The following is a 17,777-nucleotide window of genomic DNA, read 5'->3' on the forward strand; positions in this document are numbered from 1 at the left end:
TTATTAGAATGGGGTGAGTGGATATGAATTCGGTGCTTTATCAAAGTGGGAGTCAGGATGTATCAAATCGCTATAGCAGACAATTAAAGCTCTTAGGAAAAGAAGGCCAGCAGAAACTAAAAAATACAACAGTATTTATAGCGGGAATCGGTGGTTTAGGAGGAACAACAGCCATTTATTTAGCAGCCGCAGGGGTTGGAAAGCTAATAATCGCACATGAAGGAAATATCGTGCTGCCTGATTTAAACCGACAAATATTAATGGACAGTGAAAAGCTAGGAACCGAACGAATTCCATGTGCAATCGAGAGCTTAAAACGAATTAATCCAGAGGTGGAAATTGAAGCGTATTCTCATAAAATTACCTATGAATCATCCTATTCACTAGTAGAGGCGGCAGATGTTGTTGTGGATGCACGTTATGATCCTCCTGAAAGATATGCTTTAAACCAGTTGTGTGTAGATATAGGTAAACCAATGGTAGAAGCGGCAATGTCTGGTTTTGAAATCTCACTTACAACAATTAAACCGAATGAAACAGCTTGCTTAGCTTGTATTTTTCCAGAAAGAGATAAAAGTTGGGAGCCGTTGGGGTTTCCAGTATTAGGTGCAACGTCTGGAATTGCAGGATGTTTAGCTGCGATAGAGGTAACAAAAATAGTAACAGGGATTGGAGAGCCATATTATAATAAACTATTTCGATTGGACTCATTGCAGTTTCAATCCAGTATTTTTTCGTTAAAACGGAATCCTTCATGTAAACATTGTGCTACAAAAAAGGAGGAAGTAAATGCATGAAAAACCCATTAAAAGAACTATATGATGCAGAAGATTTTTTTGATTTTTATCGTGTACCATATCATCTGGAAATTCTAAATGTATCTCGCATGCATATCCTTAAAACTTTCCGAAATTATTTGCAGGAAGAAGGGTATCTTGAGGCTGATTCCACAGATAAAGAAGTTTGGAATGTACAAAGGGCTCTACTCATTAGAGCTTATAATGAATTTGTAAAACCAACTCCGATGAGACAGAAGTTTTTCCCAACTTTTTATCAAAAAAACGGAACATTTTATGCATTTGATCAAATAAAAAAAATAGGAGCTGATCAATCATGCAAATAACGGAAGATGCAGTAAAAAAAGTACTGGATCTGATGGAGCAGCAAGATAATAGGGAAATGGGTCTGCGTATTAAAGCGATGCCTGCAGAAGATAAAGTAGATTTTCAACTATATTGGGAAAGTGAAGAATTGCCTTCTGATAAGATTATCCAACAAGAAGGATTGAAAATATTTTTAGATGATGATTCTAGTAAACTATTAGAAGAAATGACAATCTTTTATACGGTACAGGATGGAAAAGAAGGGTTGTTTATCATGAATGCAATTTCAGACTGTTCTAGTTGTTCTACCGTTTGTTTTTAAAAACGATTATAAAAAAGAGAGGGGGAATAGAAGTGGAGTATATTCAATTTTGCGATACAACATTAAGAGATGGAGAGCAAGCGGCAGGTGTTGTTTTTACTGCTGAAGAAAAGAGACAAATAGCAAAATTATTATCTGAATCTGGGGTAGAGCAGGCAGAGGTTGGAATACCTGCGATGGGGAAAGAAGAGCAAGAGGTTATCCATTCCATTGTTGATATGAATTTGCCGATTCAATTAATCACATGGAATCGTGCAGTGAAACAAGATATTGATGCCTCTAGACAAGCAGGTGTAAATTGGGTTCATATTTCTATCCCAACTTCTGATATTCAAATGTATCACAAATTAAGGTTAAACCGGCAGGAAATATCGCTGCTCATTCAACGTGCTGTTGATTATGCAAAGTCCTTTGATTTGTGTGTGTCAGTCGGATTTGAAGATGCTTCACGGGCAAGTCTTTCTTTTTTAATTGAGCTAATAAACACCTTATATAAGGATGGGGTAACAAGATTCCGTTATGCAGATACAGTATCGGTTTTAAATCCAATCACAACCCAAATAAATGTGCAAAAAATAATGAAGGAATGTCGGGCTGATATCGAACTGGAAATTCACTGTCATAATGATTTTGGTTTAGCAACTGCCAATACTCTTTCTGCTCTTTTTGCAGGTGCAAAGTGGGCAAGTACTACTATTTGCGGAATTGGAGAACGGGCAGGGAATGCTCCTATAGAAGAGGTGGCAATGGGTTGGCGACATCTTTATAATGGAAAATTAAATGTAAATACTACTCATTTTCATAAAATGGCAGAAGTAGTAAGCCGAGCATCTGGCAGGGAGATATCTGATGATAAGCCAATTATTGGTTCGAAGGTTTTTACTCATGAATCAGGAATACATGTGGATGGACTGTTAAAACATAGCGATACGTATCAAACATTTGATCCAATGGAGGTAGGCCGTACACATCATTTTATTTTAGGAAAGCATTCTGGTTTGGCGTCGATTGTTTACTTTTTACAAAAAGAAGGAATTCATATTAACAAACAACAAGGGCAAGATATAATAGATTATGTTCGAATGCTGACAAGTGAAACAAAAAAAGCGATTGAGGTATCAGATCTAAAAACTTTTTTTAATCAATTAAATACATAGAGAAGAGTAAATTATTGAAAGGAATGATCTGATATCATTCCTTTTTTGCTTGTTATCGCTTAAAAAAGCAAAATTAATTTTCATCAAATGGGAAGTTGGAGAAAGAAAAAAGAAGAATCAGCTCTAAGATTCATCTTTTTTCTTCTATTATTTATAAATCTTTTAAGAGGATAATTTAGAATTTGGATCATCAAAAACTGCGAGTTTATCAACAATTTTTTGACTTGCGGCATCAAGGCCGAGTATCTTTACTTTATTATGATTTTCTCGATATTTTAGCACTACCTTATCAAGTGCTCCAACCGCAGAATCATCCCAAAGGCGTGCGTTGGAAAAATCAACGGTAATCGTTTTATGTTCTACTTGAAAGTTAAAAGCAGAGATAAAATCTTCCACTGATGCAAAAAACAGCTGACCTTCAACAGCATAAGTATGATTGTTTTGTTTCTTTACTCGAACTTTAGAGATTTTTGCTACAAAGAATATAGCGCTTAAAATAACACCTGCAATAACTCCCTTTGATAAATCGTGTGTTGCAACAATAATGCATACAGTTGTTAACATGACAAGTACATCCGTTTTGGGCGCTTTTTTTAAATAAGAAAAAGAAGACCAATCAAATGTACTAATGGAAACCACAATCATAATTCCAGCAAGTACAGGCATTGGAATTTGCGCGACTAATTCTCCTAATACAAGGATTAAAAGTAATAAAAATAGCCCGGAAACCAAAGTAGAGAGTCTTGTTCGTCCCCCCGACTTGATATTGATAGCAGTTTGACCGATCATCGCACATCCAGCCATACCGCCAAAGAAACCAGTAATGATATTGGCAATTCCTTGCCCACGTGCTTCTCTGTTTTTATTGCTGTCTGTTCCTGTTGCATCATCCACAATCGTTGCTGTTAGTAATGACTCTAATAAGCCAACAAGGGCAAGTGCAATTGAGTATGGAAAGATAATAGCAAGCGTTTCAAGAGAAAAAGGGATGTTGGGAATTAGAAAAGTTGGCAATGTTTGAGTGATTGCTCCTAAATCTCCAACTGTACCAATATTAATATCACCAAAGATACTTGCGGCTGTTAAAATAATAATCGCAATTAATGGTGCTGGAACGGATTTTATAAATTTTGGCAATATATATACGATTAATAGAGTAAGAACAACAAATATGTAGGTAATATTGGAAATGCCCCAAAAGCTAGGAATTTGTGCTGCAAATATTAGGATTGCAAGTGCATTAACAAATCCCATCATTACAGGACGTGGAATAAACTTCATTAATTTAGCAATTTTACATACACCAAAAATAACTTGAATAATTCCAGTTAAAATTGTTGCCGCAAATAAATATTGCAGTCCATACTCTTTGACTAATGGTCCTAGAACTAAAGCCATTGCTCCAGCAGCAGCAGAAATCATGGCAGACCTTCCGCCAGCAAATGAAATAATAACCGCAATGCAAAAGGATGTATACAAACCAACGATTGGGTCCACCCCTGCAATAATGGAGAATGCGATAACCTCGGGAATTAATGCAAGTGACACGACCATTCCCGCGAGAATATCTACTCGGGTGTTGGAAAACCAATCTTTTTTAATCTTTTCTAACAGTTTAGTCACCCCATAAACAAGTAGTGTAGATCTTACACCTAATAATAGACGTTCAATGAATATTAAAAAAGTTTATCATGAATCTTTCTAAAAAGGAATATCTTTGGCCAGGGGATAGTAACCAATTAAAATAAACAAGTGGTATACTTTGGTAGCGACGCAATGAGTAAGAGAAATAGGAGTGACGGACGATAATGCTTCTATAATTACTTCGACTCTTTTTATTCCAAAAAAGCATCTACCTCTTTAATTGGTAGACGCTTTTCGTGAAAAATTACTATTACTCTGTATACTGGCTTTTCTTTTTGTAATGAGACTCACAATCCAACCAAGTACAAGTCCTGTCATGCTAAGCATTACCCAGCCAAGTCCCTCGCTGTATAATGGCAAGTTATTTGCAAAAAAAGCTGTGATTGGGTCAATTAAGGACAATGCATCTGTTTCTAATTTAACAGCTGCTGCATTTAAGCCATCAACGATACTTATTACAGCTGTAAATAATGTCGTTATAACATATACGACACGACGATGTTTAAACAGCGGCGATAAAAAGGTGAGAAACATTAATGTAATGGCTAGTGGATAGAGCATCACCAACACAGGAACAGCGAATTTAATTATATTTGTTAATCCAACGTTGGCAACCACACCTGAAAAGACACAGAATAAAATGACAAACATTTTATAAGAAATACGAGGGAATAATTGATGAAAGCATTCAGCACAAGCTGTTGTTAAACCGATCCCTGTTTTCAAACATGCAAGAATAATGATGATTGCAAGTAATATACTGCCAAATGGGCCAAAGAAATGCTTCGATAACTGAGAAAATACTTGTCCGCCATTATCAAATAATCCAAAAGTTTCTGTTGTAGTTGCTCCCATATAAGCCACACTTACATAAATTACAGCCATGAGCAGTACACCGATTAACCCTGCTTTAGCAGTAGCAGCTACAATCTGTGCGGGTTTTGTTACGCCGAAGCCTTTGACAGCTTGTACGACAATAATTCCAAAAGCTAGTGAAGCTAGGGCATCCATTGTATTGTAGCCTTCTGTAAATCCTTTAAAAAATGCTTGATGGGCATAAACGCCATGCGGTTCTCCGATTGTACCGACAGGATTTGCAATTGCTGTAACGATTAAAGCACCAAGAAACACTAAGAAAACAGGTGTTAAAACTTTTCCGACCCAAACGATTATTTTAGCTGGGTTTAATGAAAACCAAAGTACTGCTAAAAAGTAAAGCGTTGTAAAAACCGCTAATCCAATCTGGTAATGTGACGGATCAAGAAATGGGGAAATCCCTATTTCATAAGAAACGGTCCCTGTTCGCGGCAATGCGAAAAATGGTCCAATGGTTAAATATAAGGCTATCGTAAAAACAAGACCATACACTGGATGAACACGACTTGCTAAATCTTGTAATTTGTTGCTTCCTGAAATCCCCATCGCAAAAATTCCTAAAAAAGGAAGTCCGATTCCAGTAACTAAAAATCCTAGAATGGCAATCCAAACGTGACTTCCGGCCTCTTGACCTAATTGCGCAGGGAAAATTAGGTTTCCTGCACCGAAAAATAAACCGAATAACATGGTTCCGATAACTAAATACGATGAAAAGGATAAGTTCTTTTTCATAGCTGACCTCCACATATGATGATATTCTGTACACCCTTATCGTTGATAAACGGCGAAATTATGGTGTATAACAATTCAAAAGACTTTTATGGAAATTATTCCGAAAAAGTAAAGTTAAGGAATTTTTAATGTGTGTTTTGAAAGTTTTAACCGATCCGTTTTATTTACCGATCTATTAGGAGAAATAGTAACAAGCTCTTAAATACACGTCAATTTAAAAGTTTATTGTGTTTTTTCTTACTTTTCTAATATATTGTTAGTTTGTTGAATTTCATATTTTACAGATAAAACTTTATATAGTTTAGTAGATGAAAGTGGTAAGATATTAGTAATGATTTCGTGATTATGTATGTCATTGATAAGGTATGAAAAAAGGAGAACAAGGATATGGCATATTTATTTTTGCTTATAACGAGTTTATTGTTTGGAGGGAATTTTGTAATTGGAAAGTTACTTGTTGGTCACGCATCGCCGATGACATTAACTAGCTTAAGGTGGATTATTGCCGTTTTGTGCCTGTTGCCATTAGTATGGTGGAAAGAAAAAAGGCTACTGCCTCCAAAAGGAGCTATTTTTCCTTTGTTTTTGATGGGATTAACAGGTGTTGTCATTTTTAATTTACTACAATTTGTGGCATTGCATAAAACTTCAGCAACAAATGTTGGGTTAATTTCTACATTAAATACGATGACGATTGCCGTTTGTTCTTTTTTATTTTTAAAAGAAAAAATAAATATTTTGCAAATATTTGCGATGTTATTGTCTTTTTTAGGCGTGATTTTAGTGCTGACAAAAGGAAATATGAAGTTATTAGTGAGTTTTCAATTAAATACAGGAGATCTGTATATGATTTGTGCGGTTTGTATTTGGGGAATTTACTCTGTTTGCAGCAAATGGGCAATGACAAAAAATATTAGTCCGTTAATGTCTACCTTTTATTCAGGCTTATTTGGTGTAATCGTTATTTTACCATTTAATATACTAACTTTTACTGTAAAGAACATAAATAGTTCTTTTATTTTAGCCATGTTGTTTACAGGTTTGTCTACTGTAATATGTATGGTTTTATGGAATATCGGGGTACAGAAAATTGGCGCTACAACAAGCGGACTATTTTTGAATTTTAATCCAATCTTTACAGCAATGCTTGCTTATTTAATTTTAGGAGAAAAAATGATTTGGATACAAGGAGCTGGAAGCATCGTTGTTATAGCTGGATGTTATTTATTTGCCTTTTTTAAGAAAGGTACACAGTGGAAAAAATCAGCAAGTAGTCAACCTGAAAAGTTAATACGTAATACATTGGAGCAGTGAACGCCATTAGTTCGCTGCTTTTATTGTATTCAAAAGAATATTTTTAACCTTTTCAGGACCTTCTTTTCAAAATTGTAACTTCCTAATTTTTAGAATAATTATAGAGGTATAAAAATAAAATAAAACAGAGACAATCTTGACATACCCTAACAAGAGAATTTTTTTGCGTTAAGAAACAAAATCCTTTATGTTATGGTATGAATTAACTTTAAAGGAGGAGTTAAAGATTGAGTATTTCAGAATTAAAAAGAACAGCTAGAGCATCGTTAAGTGGAAACTGGGGGAAAGGGGTTTTATTAACCGTTATTGTTTTTTTAATAAATGCCATATTGCCATCAATTGTGGAGGCTCCGTTAAGTGGAGGTTTTTCTAATTGGATTTTGCAAAAGGATATCCCAATTGGAGCAAGCATTGCTAGTACGGTCATTAGTATTATCCTAATTCCATTAGGCATAGCTTATACTTGGTTTTATTTAAGGATAATGAGAGAGGATTTTGCCCAAATAGCGGATGTATTTATTGTTTATAAAGATGTAAAAACCTCGTTAAAACTAATATGGGCATCTATCGTACAAGGAATATTTCTGTTCTTATGGTTCTTATTATTTATTATCCCTGGAATTATAAAAAGTTTCGCGTATTCTCAAACGTTTTTCCTGCTAAAAGATCATCCGGAATATACAGTTACCCAGGCCATTACAGAGAGCAGAAAAAGAATGAAAGGATATAAATGGAAATATTTTCTTTTAAATCTTAGTTTTATCGGATGGGCGATATTATGTTTAATAACAATTGGTATTGGTTTTTTATGGTTAGCTCCATATATTAGTGCATCATTAGCAGCTTTTTACGATGAGGTAATAGCAGATAAAGAAAATCTAGATTCAGAATTAATATGATGTTAGATATATCTTAAGTATACGCTCAGATGTTTTAAGCTGCATTTCCTTAAATATTTAGGAAAAAATAGAAAAAGGACTTTCTAAGCCGGTTATTTCGACTGCCTAGAAGTCCCTTTTTGATTGCGAACATAATAAGATTATTTACCAATTCTTTGATCAACCTGTGAGCAAACTTCTTCTGCAGAAAGCCCGCTTGCTTCAATAACAGATCCTTGCATTTCGGTATCCTGCATGCCCATCACGTTAGAATCACCGCCTGAAACGACACAGCAGTCACATCCATTTGCATCAGATTCCTGTTTTAGTTCTACTACATCATAGCCTTTATTCTTTAGTGCTTCTGAAATATTCGATAGAGATTGCTCCACTCCAACTTTTGCCATATGTAACACCTCCTCCAAATTTAACTTTTCCATTTGGAAAGAAAATTATTCTTAAAAAAATCTGAAGAAGAGAACATGTAGAATTAGATACAATCCTAGTTTTTTTATTCAATTTAACGGAAAATTAACGTAAGCTTATAATTCAATCGATTCTCCAATATTTAATACTTTTCCTGTTAAGCCGCGTTCTTTTAGTTTTTTCACAAATGCTTCGCCATCTTGTTTTATAACAGGAAACGTATTGTAATGAATAGGAACAACAAGTTTTGCGTTATACCATTCAGCAGCTTGAATTGCGTCTTCTGGTCCCATTGTGTAGTGATCACCTATCGGGAGGAAGGCGATATCAATAGGATGTCTATCCCCGATAGTTTTCATATCCCTAAAAAGGCCGGTATCACCTGCATGAAGGATGGTATAACCTTCTGCTTTAATAATATACCCACTAGGCATACCTCCGTATAAAATGTTGTGATTTTCTTCATCAACTATTCCAGAGCTATGAAAAGCATGTGTCATTTTTGCTGTTGCAAATCCTAAATCAAACGTACCACCAATATTCATGCCGATCGTTTTGACACCTTTCCATGACATATAGGCAGCAAGTTCAGGATTGGCAATAACAGGTGCATTATTTGCTTTAGCAATTGGTGCAGCATCTAATATATGATCCTTATGTGCATGTGTTAAAAGAACGGCGTTTGTTTTGATGTCTTCAACTTTTGTTTTTGCTGATGGGTTCCCGCTTATAAATGGATCAATGATAAGGGACTTTCCATTTGTAAAAATTTCGATTGTCGACTGGCCATGAAACGTGATTTTCATAAACGAACATCTCCTTCATACAGAAATTAGAATGTTAAAAATCAACTAGCATTGAATCGAAAAAAATCGAATATATCCCTCAGCTTATTGTATAAACGTATCATCTTTATTGATATGCCCTTAAATAGATAATATTAGTCTGCATCTTCTTATGTTGTTATTTTTTGCAAATTAGCAGCGGCTAATTCTTTTTCTTCTGCATTTAAAGTAGATAAAGGCTCTCGGCAGATTCCTGCGTGTACTCCTTTTAAGGTTAATAAATACTTAATGGTGCGCAATGCTCCAAGATCGATAATATCAGATGCTGCTTGTTTTATAGGTGTAAATAATTTAGTCGCCTCTGCTTTATCTTTTTTTTGCAATGCTGTAATTATTGGTTGCACTTCTTTCGGAAAAATATTGCCAATAATGCTGGTGATGCCATCATATCCGAATTCAGCATTTTCTATTAGTGCTAAATCAGTTCCCGATAGGATCATAAAGTCTTCGCCAAGTTGCTTCTTTACTGTTTTTACTGTAGTGGGATCACCTGCTTCTTTTAATGCCTTAATTTGCGGAAATGCTTCTACTAACTTAAATACTGTATTTGTTTCTAAATGAAAGCCTGTTCGCGGTGGGTTATTATAAAGCATGATAGGTAAGGAGGTAGCGGCACAAATAGCTTTTACATAGTGAAATGCTTCCTGCTGACTGATTCTTACATATGGCGGAAAACCTAGCATAATCGCATCTAGTTCGGCTTTATCAGCAGCACGAGCAAGTGTGACAGCATCTTTTGTTTGCACAGCTGCCACTCCACCGTACAGAAGCAAATCTTGTTTTGCTTCTTGTTTTACTGCTGAAAAGAAATCGCATCGTTCTTGGATCGTCATCGAATGTTGTTCACCTGTTGAGCCGCTGATAAGCAAAGCTGGAACTTCCTGTTTTTTATAATAGTCAATTAACGATGAAATTCCTTCAAAATCAAGTTCGCCTTTAGAAGAAAACGGGGTAACCATTGCTACGCTAAAAGGGATAAATGGATGTTTCATGGTTTTTCCTCCTTGCAAAAAAAGTATATAGTACCTATATTAATACATTTCTTAAATCGATATAAAATAATTTAGATATTTGAATGATTGAAAATAAAGGCTGTTTTCTCAAAGTTTGTTGTTTTTCACGGAAAAAAATGGGAGAAGCAGTACTCAGCAGACTGAATACACGTAGACTCCTGTGGGAATGCGAGAAAGACTCTGGCGCCACAGGAGCGTATGCGACGAGAAGGCTCGACGCTCGCCCACGGAAAGCGAAGTGTATTCAGGCTGCGCGTTTAAAAGCGACATTCTTTACGAAAACAGCCAAAATAAAAGAGGACGCTGAAACCCCAGCTATTAATGGAACAAAATGAACGATAGAATGAAAGGAATTTTTATTAAAAAGAGGAGACTTCTTTTGAGATTTGGTGGAGCTGCTAATGCCATATATTAATTATTTTTTATTCAGTACCTTGCATTGAACAATAGTAGGTGTTATATTGAAATTAGGAAATATTTAGTATAAACCAGTACTACACATTATATAGTACCGAAATAAAAGCAAGGAAGGAGGCTGTTTCTTGAACGTTCAATTTAAAAAAGGTGTTTTAGAGTTATGCGTACTGGTTCTTTTAGATAAACAGGATCGTTATGGGTATGAACTGGTACAAAAAATTTCTGATCAAATTGAGATATCAGAAGGTTCCGTTTATCCCCTTCTTAGAAGGTTGACAAAAGAAGAGTATTTTACAACCTATTTACAAGAATCAACAGAAGGTCCGTCGCGAAAGTATTATGCATTAACAGATAAAGGCAGAAAGTATCTGCATCAACTTCTTGAAGAGTGGAACCAATTTTCAAAAGGGGTTAATACATTAATAAAAGAAGGAGTTAATTATGAATAAAGTACAATTTCTAAACGAATTATCTTCTCAGTTAAAGAATTTGAAAAAATTGGAGCGAGAAGATATTTTACAAGATTATGAAGAACATTTTCGTTTTGGAGAAGAAGAGGGGAAAACAGAAGAAGAAATAGCCGCCACTTTAGGGTCGCCAAAAACAATTGCAAAAGAAATTTTAGCGAACTATCATATTGAAAAAGTAGGAAATGCCGCATCACTAGGAAATATTATGCGCGCATTATGGGCAGTGATTGGTTTAGGCTTCTTTAATTTGATGATTGTATTGGCTCCTTTTATTGCACTTGTTTCTGTTATTTTATCAGGGTGGCTTGTTAGTATTATAGGAATTTTTGCACCGTTGCTTATTTTTGTCAATATTATAGTCAGTTCCGTTTCCCTTCAGTGGTTTTCATTTTTTCTTTCATTAGCCTATTGTGGTCTAGGAATATTTCTATTTATGGGAATGCAAATCATTACAAAAGTGTTGATTCGAGTATTTGTCCGTTATTTAAAGTTTAATGCATCACTAGTAAAAGGTGGGTTGAGAAAATGAATAGAAAAAAATTAAGTCTTTTTGCTGCTTGTTTATTAATAGTTGGTTTAGTAGGTGCTGCAAGTACCTTTAAACAGCAAAAGGCAAAACAAACAGTAGCAGAAACAAAAGTAATAGAACGTACTGATTTTAATGAAATCTATATAGATTCCGATGATGCAAAAGTTGAGGTTATCCCTACACAAGATATGAAAGCGACGGTAGAACTGAACGGAATAAAACAAGAAAGCAGCAAGCTGAACTTTACTGCAAATATAGAAGGGAAAAGATTAAACATCAAGTTAAGGCATAGTCAACCGCAGCTAGTTATGTTTAATTTCTTCTATAAAACATTGGAGATGAAAGTATATCTTCCTACAAAGCAATACGATAAGCTGAATATTACCAATTTAAACGGAAGAGTAGATGTTGAGGATGTTAGCGTGACCAAGGCAGATATTCATACATCTAACGGCAGAATAGAATTAAAAAAGATAGCAGCAAGTGATGTAGAAGCAACAACAAATAATGGACGAATCTTATTAAATGATGTGACAGGAACTGTTAACGGAGAAACTAGTAATGGAAGAATTGAATTGCTGACAGATCATTTAGACCGGGATGTTAATCTCAGAAGTTATAATGGAAGCATTACAATTGAATCAGAAAAAGAGCCTAAAAATGCAACTTTTGATATAGATACAAATAATGGAAGTGTTGATGTTTTTGGAAAGAATGATGATCATACTGTAGTTGGAAAAGGAGAATATTTAATTAAGTTAAAAACAAGTAATGGAAGTATTGAAGTAACACATGAATAGATTTTGACAAGTATTTTTTATCTACATGAAAAATAAGCAATATGTACACTCGGGGTCTTCTCTAATAGAAGCCTCTTTTTTTTAGGCTGTTTTCTAAATGTTTGTTGTTTTTTACGTGAAAAAATGAGAGAAAAGTATCCAGCAGACTGAATACACGTAGACTCCTGTGGGAATGCGAGAAAGACGAGACCCCACAGGAGCGTATGCGACGAGGAGGCTCGACGCTCGCCCACGGAAAGCGAAGTGTATTCAGGCTGCGCGTTTAAAAGCAACAATCTATACGAAAACAGCCTTTTTTTTATTATCCCCTTAAATCGAAAGGAAGTTACCTGCCTGTAACATTCTTCAAAAAAGTTTACAAACATTTACCATTCTTTTATGTTTCCTAAACGATTCCTACATAATCACCGCCTATACTTAACAGAAAGGTTTGCCATTACATCAATTGAATCTATGAGGTGAAGCATTATGCGTGAAGAAAAGAGTTTCAATGTCTTTCACGATTATTCGTTCGTCCAAGCTTCTAAAATATCCTTGCCTAAACAAGTGGAATATTATTTGTATGTGAAAAGAGCGTTGGATTTCGTTTTAGCCACAATTGGTATTGTTGTTTCCTTACCAATCTTGCTGTTATTTGCTGTATTAATTGTAATAGAAACGCCAGGATCTCCTTTTTATGTACAGCAAAGAGTAGGAAAAGGAGGCAAATATTTTAATTTAATCAAGCTTCGTTCGATGAGAAATGATGCTGAGAAAGATGGCGCTAAATGGGCAGAAGCCAATGATCCAAGGGTGACAAAAGTGGGTGCTTTTATCCGAAAAACGCGAATCGATGAATTGCCCCAACTACTATCTGTATTAAAAGGAGATATGTCCCTTATTGGCCCAAGGCCTGAGAGACCTTATTTTACAGCGAAGTTCGACAGTGAAATTGCTGGGTTTTCCAATCGTCTTATTGTAAAGCCTGGATTAACCGGATTAGCGCAAGTAAATGGTGGTTACGATATCACACCAAAAGAAAAACTAAAATATGATATGGAATATATAGGTAATTTAACCTTTAAATTAGAACTGAAAATTTTAGTTAAAACAATAAAGGTTATTTTAACAGGAGAAGGTGCTCGTTAATTGTTCTCTGTAAAAAAATAAATAACAAATGGTGCGAAGTGGACTAGTTTTTCCACCATTATTATTACAGTAATACAAATAATGCAATTTTGGCTGCTTGGAAATACCTTAACTGTTCATGAATTTGGCACGGTCGGCATGCTTACGACGATTATTATGTTTTCACAAATAATATTGGACCTTGGCCTAGGATCTGCCATTATTCAAAAAGAACAAGCATCCCACAAGCAGCTGTCCACGTTGTTTTGGTTGAATATTGTGCTCGGCATTTTTCTATTTTTAGGCTTGCAGCTGAGCAGTCCAATTCTAGTAAACTTTTTTGACGAAGAGGCATTAACTCCTGATGTCAGGCTAATTGCTCTTCTATTTTTATTGGCGCCAATTGGCCAGCAGGCACTATATTTATTGCAGAAGGACCTATTTTTTCAAAAAATAGGAAAAATAGAAACTGCTAAAATATAGCGTTTTATTGGGATACTGCCGTTATGTTTTTATACGGCATCACCTTATTTGCAGTTGTATTAACGAATCAATTAGAAGTTGTTGCGTGAACCTATACCGCGATAAGCTTTATTAATTTTGTGATGGGAAGATGGTTATAAAAGTTTTATGGATTACAAGTGTGTATCCTAATTAACAACAGCCTGGGAGAGCTTCAAAATGATAGGGTAGCAGAGTATTTGTCTGCTAGTGATATTTTTGCTTTGCCTTCCTATACAGAAGGAATGCCAACTGTTGTCATAGAGGCACTTTCGTTAAAAATACCCGTTGTTTGTACACTTGTTGGAGGAGTTCCTGATTAATTTTGGACAGTTTGAACATGTATTACTATAGAACACTCATTTCACAAGTGGTCAGAGTGTAGACAATTTACAATTTGCAAAACGTTCAGACTGATCGAAAGCGTTTGTCGACAGCCTGAACACTCATTTCACAAGTGTGATAAGAAATCATAACAGGAGATTTTAGGAGGATGAAGGATGAATAAAGTGGTTGTAACGGGTGGAGCAGGTTTTATAGGATCACATATTGCAGAAGAACTGCTGGAAAAGGGATATAAAGTAATCGTCATCGATAATTTTTCTACAGGTTCATACAGTAATATTGCACATCTTCCTGTTGAAATTTACCAATATGATATTACTAATCCGAAAATTATTGATTTTATTGCATCATTAGAACCTAATTATATTATTCATCAAGCAGCACAAGTGAGTGTTGCAGATTCCGTGCACAATATATTACATGATGAAAACGTGAATGTTAAAGGATCTCTTCATGTAATGAAAGCAGCTGTAAAGGCTTCTGTTCAAAAATTAGTATTTGCATCATCAGCTGCGGTTTATGGAAATCCGCTATATTTGCCAGTAACAACAGAACATCCGACCGTGCCAGAATCACCATATGGGTTAACGAAACTGACAGTAGAAAAATATTTAAAGATGGCTTATAAATTTTATCAACTGCCATACAGCATACTTCGATACAGCAATGTCTATGGCCCAAGGCAGGACGCCAAAGGGGAAGGCGGCGTTGTTTCCATTTTTGCAGAAAGACTAAGCGAAAACAAAGATCTGATCGTATACGGAGATGGAGAGCAAACGAGGGATTTTATTTATGTAAAAGATGTGGCCGCTGCAAATGTTAAAGCATTAAATACAATTGGAAACATTTGTGTGAATGTTTCTTCCAATACGGCCATTTCTGTAAATGAACTATGGACAAAAATGAAAGAGGCTGCGTTTGTAGAAGAGGTTCAAGTAAAGTATGAACAAGAAAGAGCAGGGGATATTCGCCATAGCTTATTATGTAACAATGAAACGAAAAAGGTATTGGACTGGGCTCCAAAAACAAGCATGGATATTGGTTTAAGAGAAACATTGTTGTATTCTAAACAACTATTGCAGCAATTAAAGTGATTAAATGGAAGGATATGAAGTACATGGAAAGTAATCAAACGGTTCGCCAGACAATAGGTGCATCCATCCTTCTGTTTGTCATTGTATCTTTTTTCGTTACCTTCTTTCAGTTGGAAATAAAATGGCTGTTTGTTTTTTCAGCAGTATGGATCGCATTTGTAGTAATTACCTATATGCATTCAGTTTTTACAACAGGGCAACAGTTGAGAGGTGTCATGTATATATTAGTTGCTGCCACCTTTCTTAATCAGTCAGTTTTTAGTATAAATATTGGTTTTTTTAATTTGTTTTTTTATCGATTTATGTTGATTGTAGCAGTTGTTATGTATCTTTTATATAGCATCAAGGAAAAACGGCTTGTAAAAGATTTTGAGAAGCTCCCATTAAAGGGTGTCTGGTTGTTTTTATGTATATGGTTTTGTTACGGCAGCATTTCTATTCTTTGGTCAAAATCTGTAATGGATGCAGTCAAATATATGATGCTGCTGACAATCGGCATCTTGTTTATGTATTTAGTCAACATACTATTTACAAGAATTTCTCAAGTGCTTGTTTTTTACGGAATATGGATGGGCATGACGGCCGTTCTGTTGGTACTTGGGTTAATCAATCATTTTATGCAAATTCAGCTCCCAAGTTCTAGTCTTTATGGTGGACCAAGCTATAAGCTTTCCTACCCAACGGCCGTATTTTTTAATCAAAACGATTTTGCCACCTTTTTATCTATTTCTTTCTTTTTTTATATAGCTGCTGCAAGAAACAGCAGCAGTGTATGGATCAGAAACGTTTCTTTAATTTTAGGATGTGTTTCGGCTTATGTTATTTACTTAACAGAATCCCGTGCTAGTTTATTAGCGATTATCGTTGGCCTTTGTGTTTATTTCTTTTTATTGTTAAATAAAAAGATAAAAAAAATAATCGGCAGTGCCGCCGTTTTTGGTGCTATAGCTGGTATGTTAATCGCTGTTCCTAAAGTCATCAATAAAATGGAAGAATGGACGATGCTTTCAGCAAGTTATGGGGGGACAGAGCCGCTTCCTTCTAATTTAGCAAGAATTAATTTATTAAAAAACACTTTTTATTATGTGCTCGATTCATATGGAATAGGCGTAGGTGCAGGTAATCTACCCTATTATTTAGAAAAATACCCCATTTTCCCTACTGGGAATGTGTGGCAAGTTCATAACTGGTTAGCAGAGATTATTGGGAATTTCGGAATATTCATCTTGTTAGGCTATATCAGTATTATTTTCTACCTCTGTTTCTCTTTATATAAACTATATGAGTTATCTAACAGTCCAACATACAAGATGTTATTAGAAGCATGTTTAACAGCTCAAATCGCTTTTCTTGTTTCAAGCATCAGCCCAAGCTCGGTTAGCAATCTTTATTTCCATTGGGTGTTTTTAGGATTTGTTCTTGCTGCCATATCAGTTTTAAAAAAGCGGAAACAAAAAAGAACGAGGGAGTATGTTTTGAAATGAAAGAAATTATTGTTAGAGTAGCTCAACGTTTGAAAAAATATATATGGTTATGTTTAGGCGTGATTATTATGTGCAGCCTGATTGGTGCACTGATACCCTTTGGAAAGGAAAAGCAAACCTTTACAACGGAAGCGGATGTAAAGTTAGGAAGCTATGATAACCCTGCCTTTAATAATACCGTACAAGTAATACAGATGATAACGAATAAAGGGTTTTACGATCAATATATTGATAAAAGTTGGTATGAAACTCTCGATCAATCTTTGAGTGTAACTGCTTCTACCAATAATACCCTTCATTTTACGTATACAAGCGACTCCGAAGCAGATTCGACAGCACACTTAACAAGCATCATTAACGCATTTTTAAAGGTAGATAATGAACATTATGCTGTAAAAAAGTCGATAATTGATGAAAATATTACAGCTTTAGAAAAAATCAAAGCCAGTCCGGAAACGGCTGTTGATAAACAGCGTTTTTTATATGATTTACAGATGAGCGAGCTAGATACGATGCCTGCTTCGATAGTTAAAGATGTTGTGCTACTAGAGAAAGGTAGACAATTATCGGCAAAAGATAGAGGGATTTTAGGTGCTTTATTAGGAATCACTTTCAGTTTCTTTTGGGTGCTCATACCGGAAAGGCAGACAAGATATCCGAAAAGCGAGAGTTCAAAAAGGTAACAAATAAGAAGAAAGCAAACGAAGAGATTAGCAGCTA

General features: G+C 35.3%; 19 protein-coding genes and 1 pseudogene. 15 read left to right on the top strand and 5 right to left on the bottom strand.

Translation table 11 applies throughout. The features are described from left to right. The first annotated feature begins 23 nt into the window (after positions 1-23). From ACTXGU_RS05980 to nifV, 4 genes are read left to right on the top strand one after another with little or no spacing between them, the layout of a single operon-like run. Positions 24-797 (top strand): HesA/MoeB/ThiF family protein, encoded by a 774-nt coding sequence (locus tag ACTXGU_RS05980; RefSeq protein WP_443480579.1) that lies wholly within the window; start codon positions 24-26, stop codon positions 795-797. Continuing rightward, on the top strand, positions 794-1,123 hold the full coding sequence (locus ACTXGU_RS05985) for a nitrogenase-stabilizing/protective protein NifW (RefSeq protein ID WP_443480580.1): 330 nt from the start codon (positions 794-796) through the stop codon (positions 1,121-1,123). Before ACTXGU_RS05980 ends, ACTXGU_RS05985 begins: the two co-directional genes overlap by 4 nt. Then, positions 1,114-1,425, top strand: a complete 312-nt coding sequence (locus ACTXGU_RS05990) for an iron-sulfur cluster biosynthesis family protein (protein WP_443480581.1) — start codon at positions 1,114-1,116, stop codon at positions 1,423-1,425. The genes ACTXGU_RS05985 and ACTXGU_RS05990 overlap by 10 nt, the downstream gene beginning before the upstream one ends. Positions 1,426-1,457: 32 nt before the next feature. Beyond that, positions 1,458-2,582, top strand: coding sequence for a homocitrate synthase (gene nifV / locus ACTXGU_RS05995; RefSeq protein ID WP_443480582.1), 1,125 nt, complete (start codon positions 1,458-1,460; stop codon positions 2,580-2,582). 162 nt (positions 2,583-2,744) lie between these two features. Here nifV and ACTXGU_RS06000 read toward each other — a convergent pair whose 3' ends face one another. After that, on the bottom strand, positions 2,745-4,196 hold the full coding sequence (locus tag ACTXGU_RS06000; RefSeq protein ID WP_443480623.1) for a SulP family inorganic anion transporter: 1,452 nt from the start codon (positions 4,194-4,196) through the stop codon (positions 2,745-2,747). Between the two features lie 246 nt (positions 4,197-4,442). Further along, positions 4,443-5,834, bottom strand: coding sequence for a branched-chain amino acid transport system II carrier protein (gene brnQ / locus ACTXGU_RS06005; protein ID WP_443480583.1), 1,392 nt, complete (start codon positions 5,832-5,834; stop codon positions 4,443-4,445). 387 nt (positions 5,835-6,221) lie between these two features. On the opposite strand from brnQ, the gene ACTXGU_RS06010 reads away from it, so the two are divergent. Both ACTXGU_RS06010 and ACTXGU_RS06015 read left to right on the top strand, forming a co-directional pair. Further along, positions 6,222-7,148: a DMT family transporter gene (locus tag ACTXGU_RS06010; protein WP_443480584.1), complete on the top strand. Its 927-nt coding sequence runs from the start codon at positions 6,222-6,224 to the stop codon at positions 7,146-7,148. A gap of 227 nt (positions 7,149-7,375) precedes the next feature. Continuing rightward, positions 7,376-8,047, top strand: coding sequence for a DUF975 family protein (locus ACTXGU_RS06015; protein ID WP_443480585.1), 672 nt, complete (start codon positions 7,376-7,378; stop codon positions 8,045-8,047). A 140-nt stretch (positions 8,048-8,187) separates the two neighbouring features. Here the strand turns inward: ACTXGU_RS06015 and ACTXGU_RS06020 are convergent, their stop codons facing one another. From ACTXGU_RS06020 to ACTXGU_RS06030, 3 genes are all read right to left on the bottom strand, one after another. Beyond that, the gene (locus tag ACTXGU_RS06020; protein ID WP_443480586.1) at positions 8,188-8,433 is read right to left on the bottom strand and encodes a YkuS family protein; all 246 of its coding nucleotides are present in this window, start codon (positions 8,431-8,433) and stop codon (positions 8,188-8,190) included. 135 nt (positions 8,434-8,568) lie between these two features. Further along, positions 8,569-9,258 carry a metal-dependent hydrolase gene (locus ACTXGU_RS06025; protein WP_443480587.1) on the bottom strand — a complete coding sequence of 230 codons (690 nt, stop codon included), beginning with the start codon at positions 9,256-9,258 and terminating at the stop codon, positions 8,569-8,571. A gap of 149 nt (positions 9,259-9,407) precedes the next feature. Next, entirely contained in the window at positions 9,408-10,289 is an 882-nt protein-coding gene (locus ACTXGU_RS06030; RefSeq protein WP_443480588.1) for a dihydrodipicolinate synthase family protein, read from the bottom strand. Positions 10,290-10,852: 563 nt separating this feature from the next. Here ACTXGU_RS06030 and ACTXGU_RS06035 point away from each other — a divergent pair. The 9 genes and pseudogenes from ACTXGU_RS06035 to ACTXGU_RS06075 all read left to right on the top strand — a co-directional run bounded on the left by ACTXGU_RS06035 (position 10,853) and on the right by ACTXGU_RS06075 (position 17,740). Beyond that, on the top strand, positions 10,853-11,176 hold the full coding sequence (locus ACTXGU_RS06035) for a PadR family transcriptional regulator (protein ID WP_443480589.1): 324 nt from the start codon (positions 10,853-10,855) through the stop codon (positions 11,174-11,176). Beyond that, positions 11,169-11,726 (top strand): HAAS signaling domain-containing protein, encoded by a 558-nt coding sequence (locus tag ACTXGU_RS06040; protein WP_443480590.1) that lies wholly within the window; start codon positions 11,169-11,171, stop codon positions 11,724-11,726. Before ACTXGU_RS06035 ends, ACTXGU_RS06040 begins: the two co-directional genes overlap by 8 nt. Continuing rightward, entirely contained in the window at positions 11,723-12,526 is an 804-nt protein-coding gene (locus ACTXGU_RS06045) for a DUF4097 family beta strand repeat-containing protein (protein ID WP_443480591.1), read from the top strand. The genes ACTXGU_RS06040 and ACTXGU_RS06045 overlap by 4 nt, the downstream gene beginning before the upstream one ends. A 468-nt stretch (positions 12,527-12,994) precedes the next feature. Beyond that, positions 12,995-13,654: a sugar transferase gene (locus ACTXGU_RS06050; RefSeq protein WP_443480592.1), complete on the top strand. Its 660-nt coding sequence runs from the start codon at positions 12,995-12,997 to the stop codon at positions 13,652-13,654. Positions 13,655-13,675: 21 nt separating this feature from the next. Next, complete coding sequence (locus ACTXGU_RS06055; protein WP_443480624.1) at positions 13,676-14,116, top strand: oligosaccharide flippase family protein; 441 nt, start codon at positions 13,676-13,678, stop codon at positions 14,114-14,116. A gap of 185 nt (positions 14,117-14,301) precedes the next feature. After that, a pseudogene (locus ACTXGU_RS06060) lies at positions 14,302-14,448 on the top strand (glycosyltransferase); the annotation flags it as partial. A 186-nt stretch (positions 14,449-14,634) separates the two neighbouring features. Then, positions 14,635-15,573, top strand: coding sequence for an NAD-dependent epimerase/dehydratase family protein (locus ACTXGU_RS06065; protein WP_443480593.1), 939 nt, complete (start codon positions 14,635-14,637; stop codon positions 15,571-15,573). A gap of 23 nt (positions 15,574-15,596) precedes the next feature. After that, positions 15,597-17,057, top strand: coding sequence for a teichuronic acid biosynthesis protein TuaE (gene tuaE / locus ACTXGU_RS06070; protein WP_443480594.1), 1,461 nt, complete (start codon positions 15,597-15,599; stop codon positions 17,055-17,057). Further along, complete coding sequence (locus ACTXGU_RS06075) at positions 17,054-17,740, top strand: hypothetical protein (RefSeq protein WP_443480595.1); 687 nt, start codon at positions 17,054-17,056, stop codon at positions 17,738-17,740. The genes tuaE and ACTXGU_RS06075 overlap by 4 nt, the downstream gene beginning before the upstream one ends. The last annotated feature ends 37 nt before the right edge of the window (positions 17,741-17,777 follow it).

Source organism: Niallia sp. 01092 (assembly GCF_052318935.1).
Taxonomy (GTDB): domain Bacteria; phylum Bacillota; class Bacilli; order Bacillales; family Cytobacillaceae; genus Niallia.

What these genes read in the sequence shown, in the direction of transcription:
- ACTXGU_RS05980 (WP_443480579.1), top strand. Translation starts at nt 24, where the DNA reads ATGAATTCGGTGCTTTATCAAAGTGGGAGTCAGGATGTATCAAATCGC.
- ACTXGU_RS05985 (WP_443480580.1), top strand. Translation starts at nt 794, where the DNA reads ATGAAAAACCCATTAAAAGAACTATATGATGCAGAAGATTTTTTTGAT.
- ACTXGU_RS05990 (WP_443480581.1), top strand. Translation starts at nt 1,114, where the DNA reads ATGCAAATAACGGAAGATGCAGTAAAAAAAGTACTGGATCTGATGGAG.
- brnQ (WP_443480583.1), bottom strand. Translation starts at nt 5,834, where the DNA reads ATGAAAAAGAACTTATCCTTTTCATCGTATTTAGTTATCGGAACCATG.
- ACTXGU_RS06010 (WP_443480584.1), top strand. Translation starts at nt 6,222, where the DNA reads ATGGCATATTTATTTTTGCTTATAACGAGTTTATTGTTTGGAGGGAAT.
- ACTXGU_RS06020 (WP_443480586.1), bottom strand. Translation starts at nt 8,433, where the DNA reads ATGGCAAAAGTTGGAGTGGAGCAATCTCTATCGAATATTTCAGAAGCA.
- ACTXGU_RS06025 (WP_443480587.1), bottom strand. Translation starts at nt 9,258, where the DNA reads ATGAAAATCACGTTTCATGGCCAGTCGACAATCGAAATTTTTACAAAT.
- ACTXGU_RS06030 (WP_443480588.1), bottom strand. Translation starts at nt 10,289, where the DNA reads ATGAAACATCCATTTATCCCTTTTAGCGTAGCAATGGTTACCCCGTTT.
- ACTXGU_RS06040 (WP_443480590.1), top strand. Translation starts at nt 11,169, where the DNA reads ATGAATAAAGTACAATTTCTAAACGAATTATCTTCTCAGTTAAAGAAT.
- ACTXGU_RS06045 (WP_443480591.1), top strand. Translation starts at nt 11,723, where the DNA reads ATGAATAGAAAAAAATTAAGTCTTTTTGCTGCTTGTTTATTAATAGTT.
- ACTXGU_RS06050 (WP_443480592.1), top strand. Translation starts at nt 12,995, where the DNA reads ATGCGTGAAGAAAAGAGTTTCAATGTCTTTCACGATTATTCGTTCGTC.
- ACTXGU_RS06065 (WP_443480593.1), top strand. Translation starts at nt 14,635, where the DNA reads ATGAATAAAGTGGTTGTAACGGGTGGAGCAGGTTTTATAGGATCACAT.
- tuaE (WP_443480594.1), top strand. Translation starts at nt 15,597, where the DNA reads ATGGAAAGTAATCAAACGGTTCGCCAGACAATAGGTGCATCCATCCTT.
- ACTXGU_RS06075 (WP_443480595.1), top strand. Translation starts at nt 17,054, where the DNA reads ATGAAAGAAATTATTGTTAGAGTAGCTCAACGTTTGAAAAAATATATA.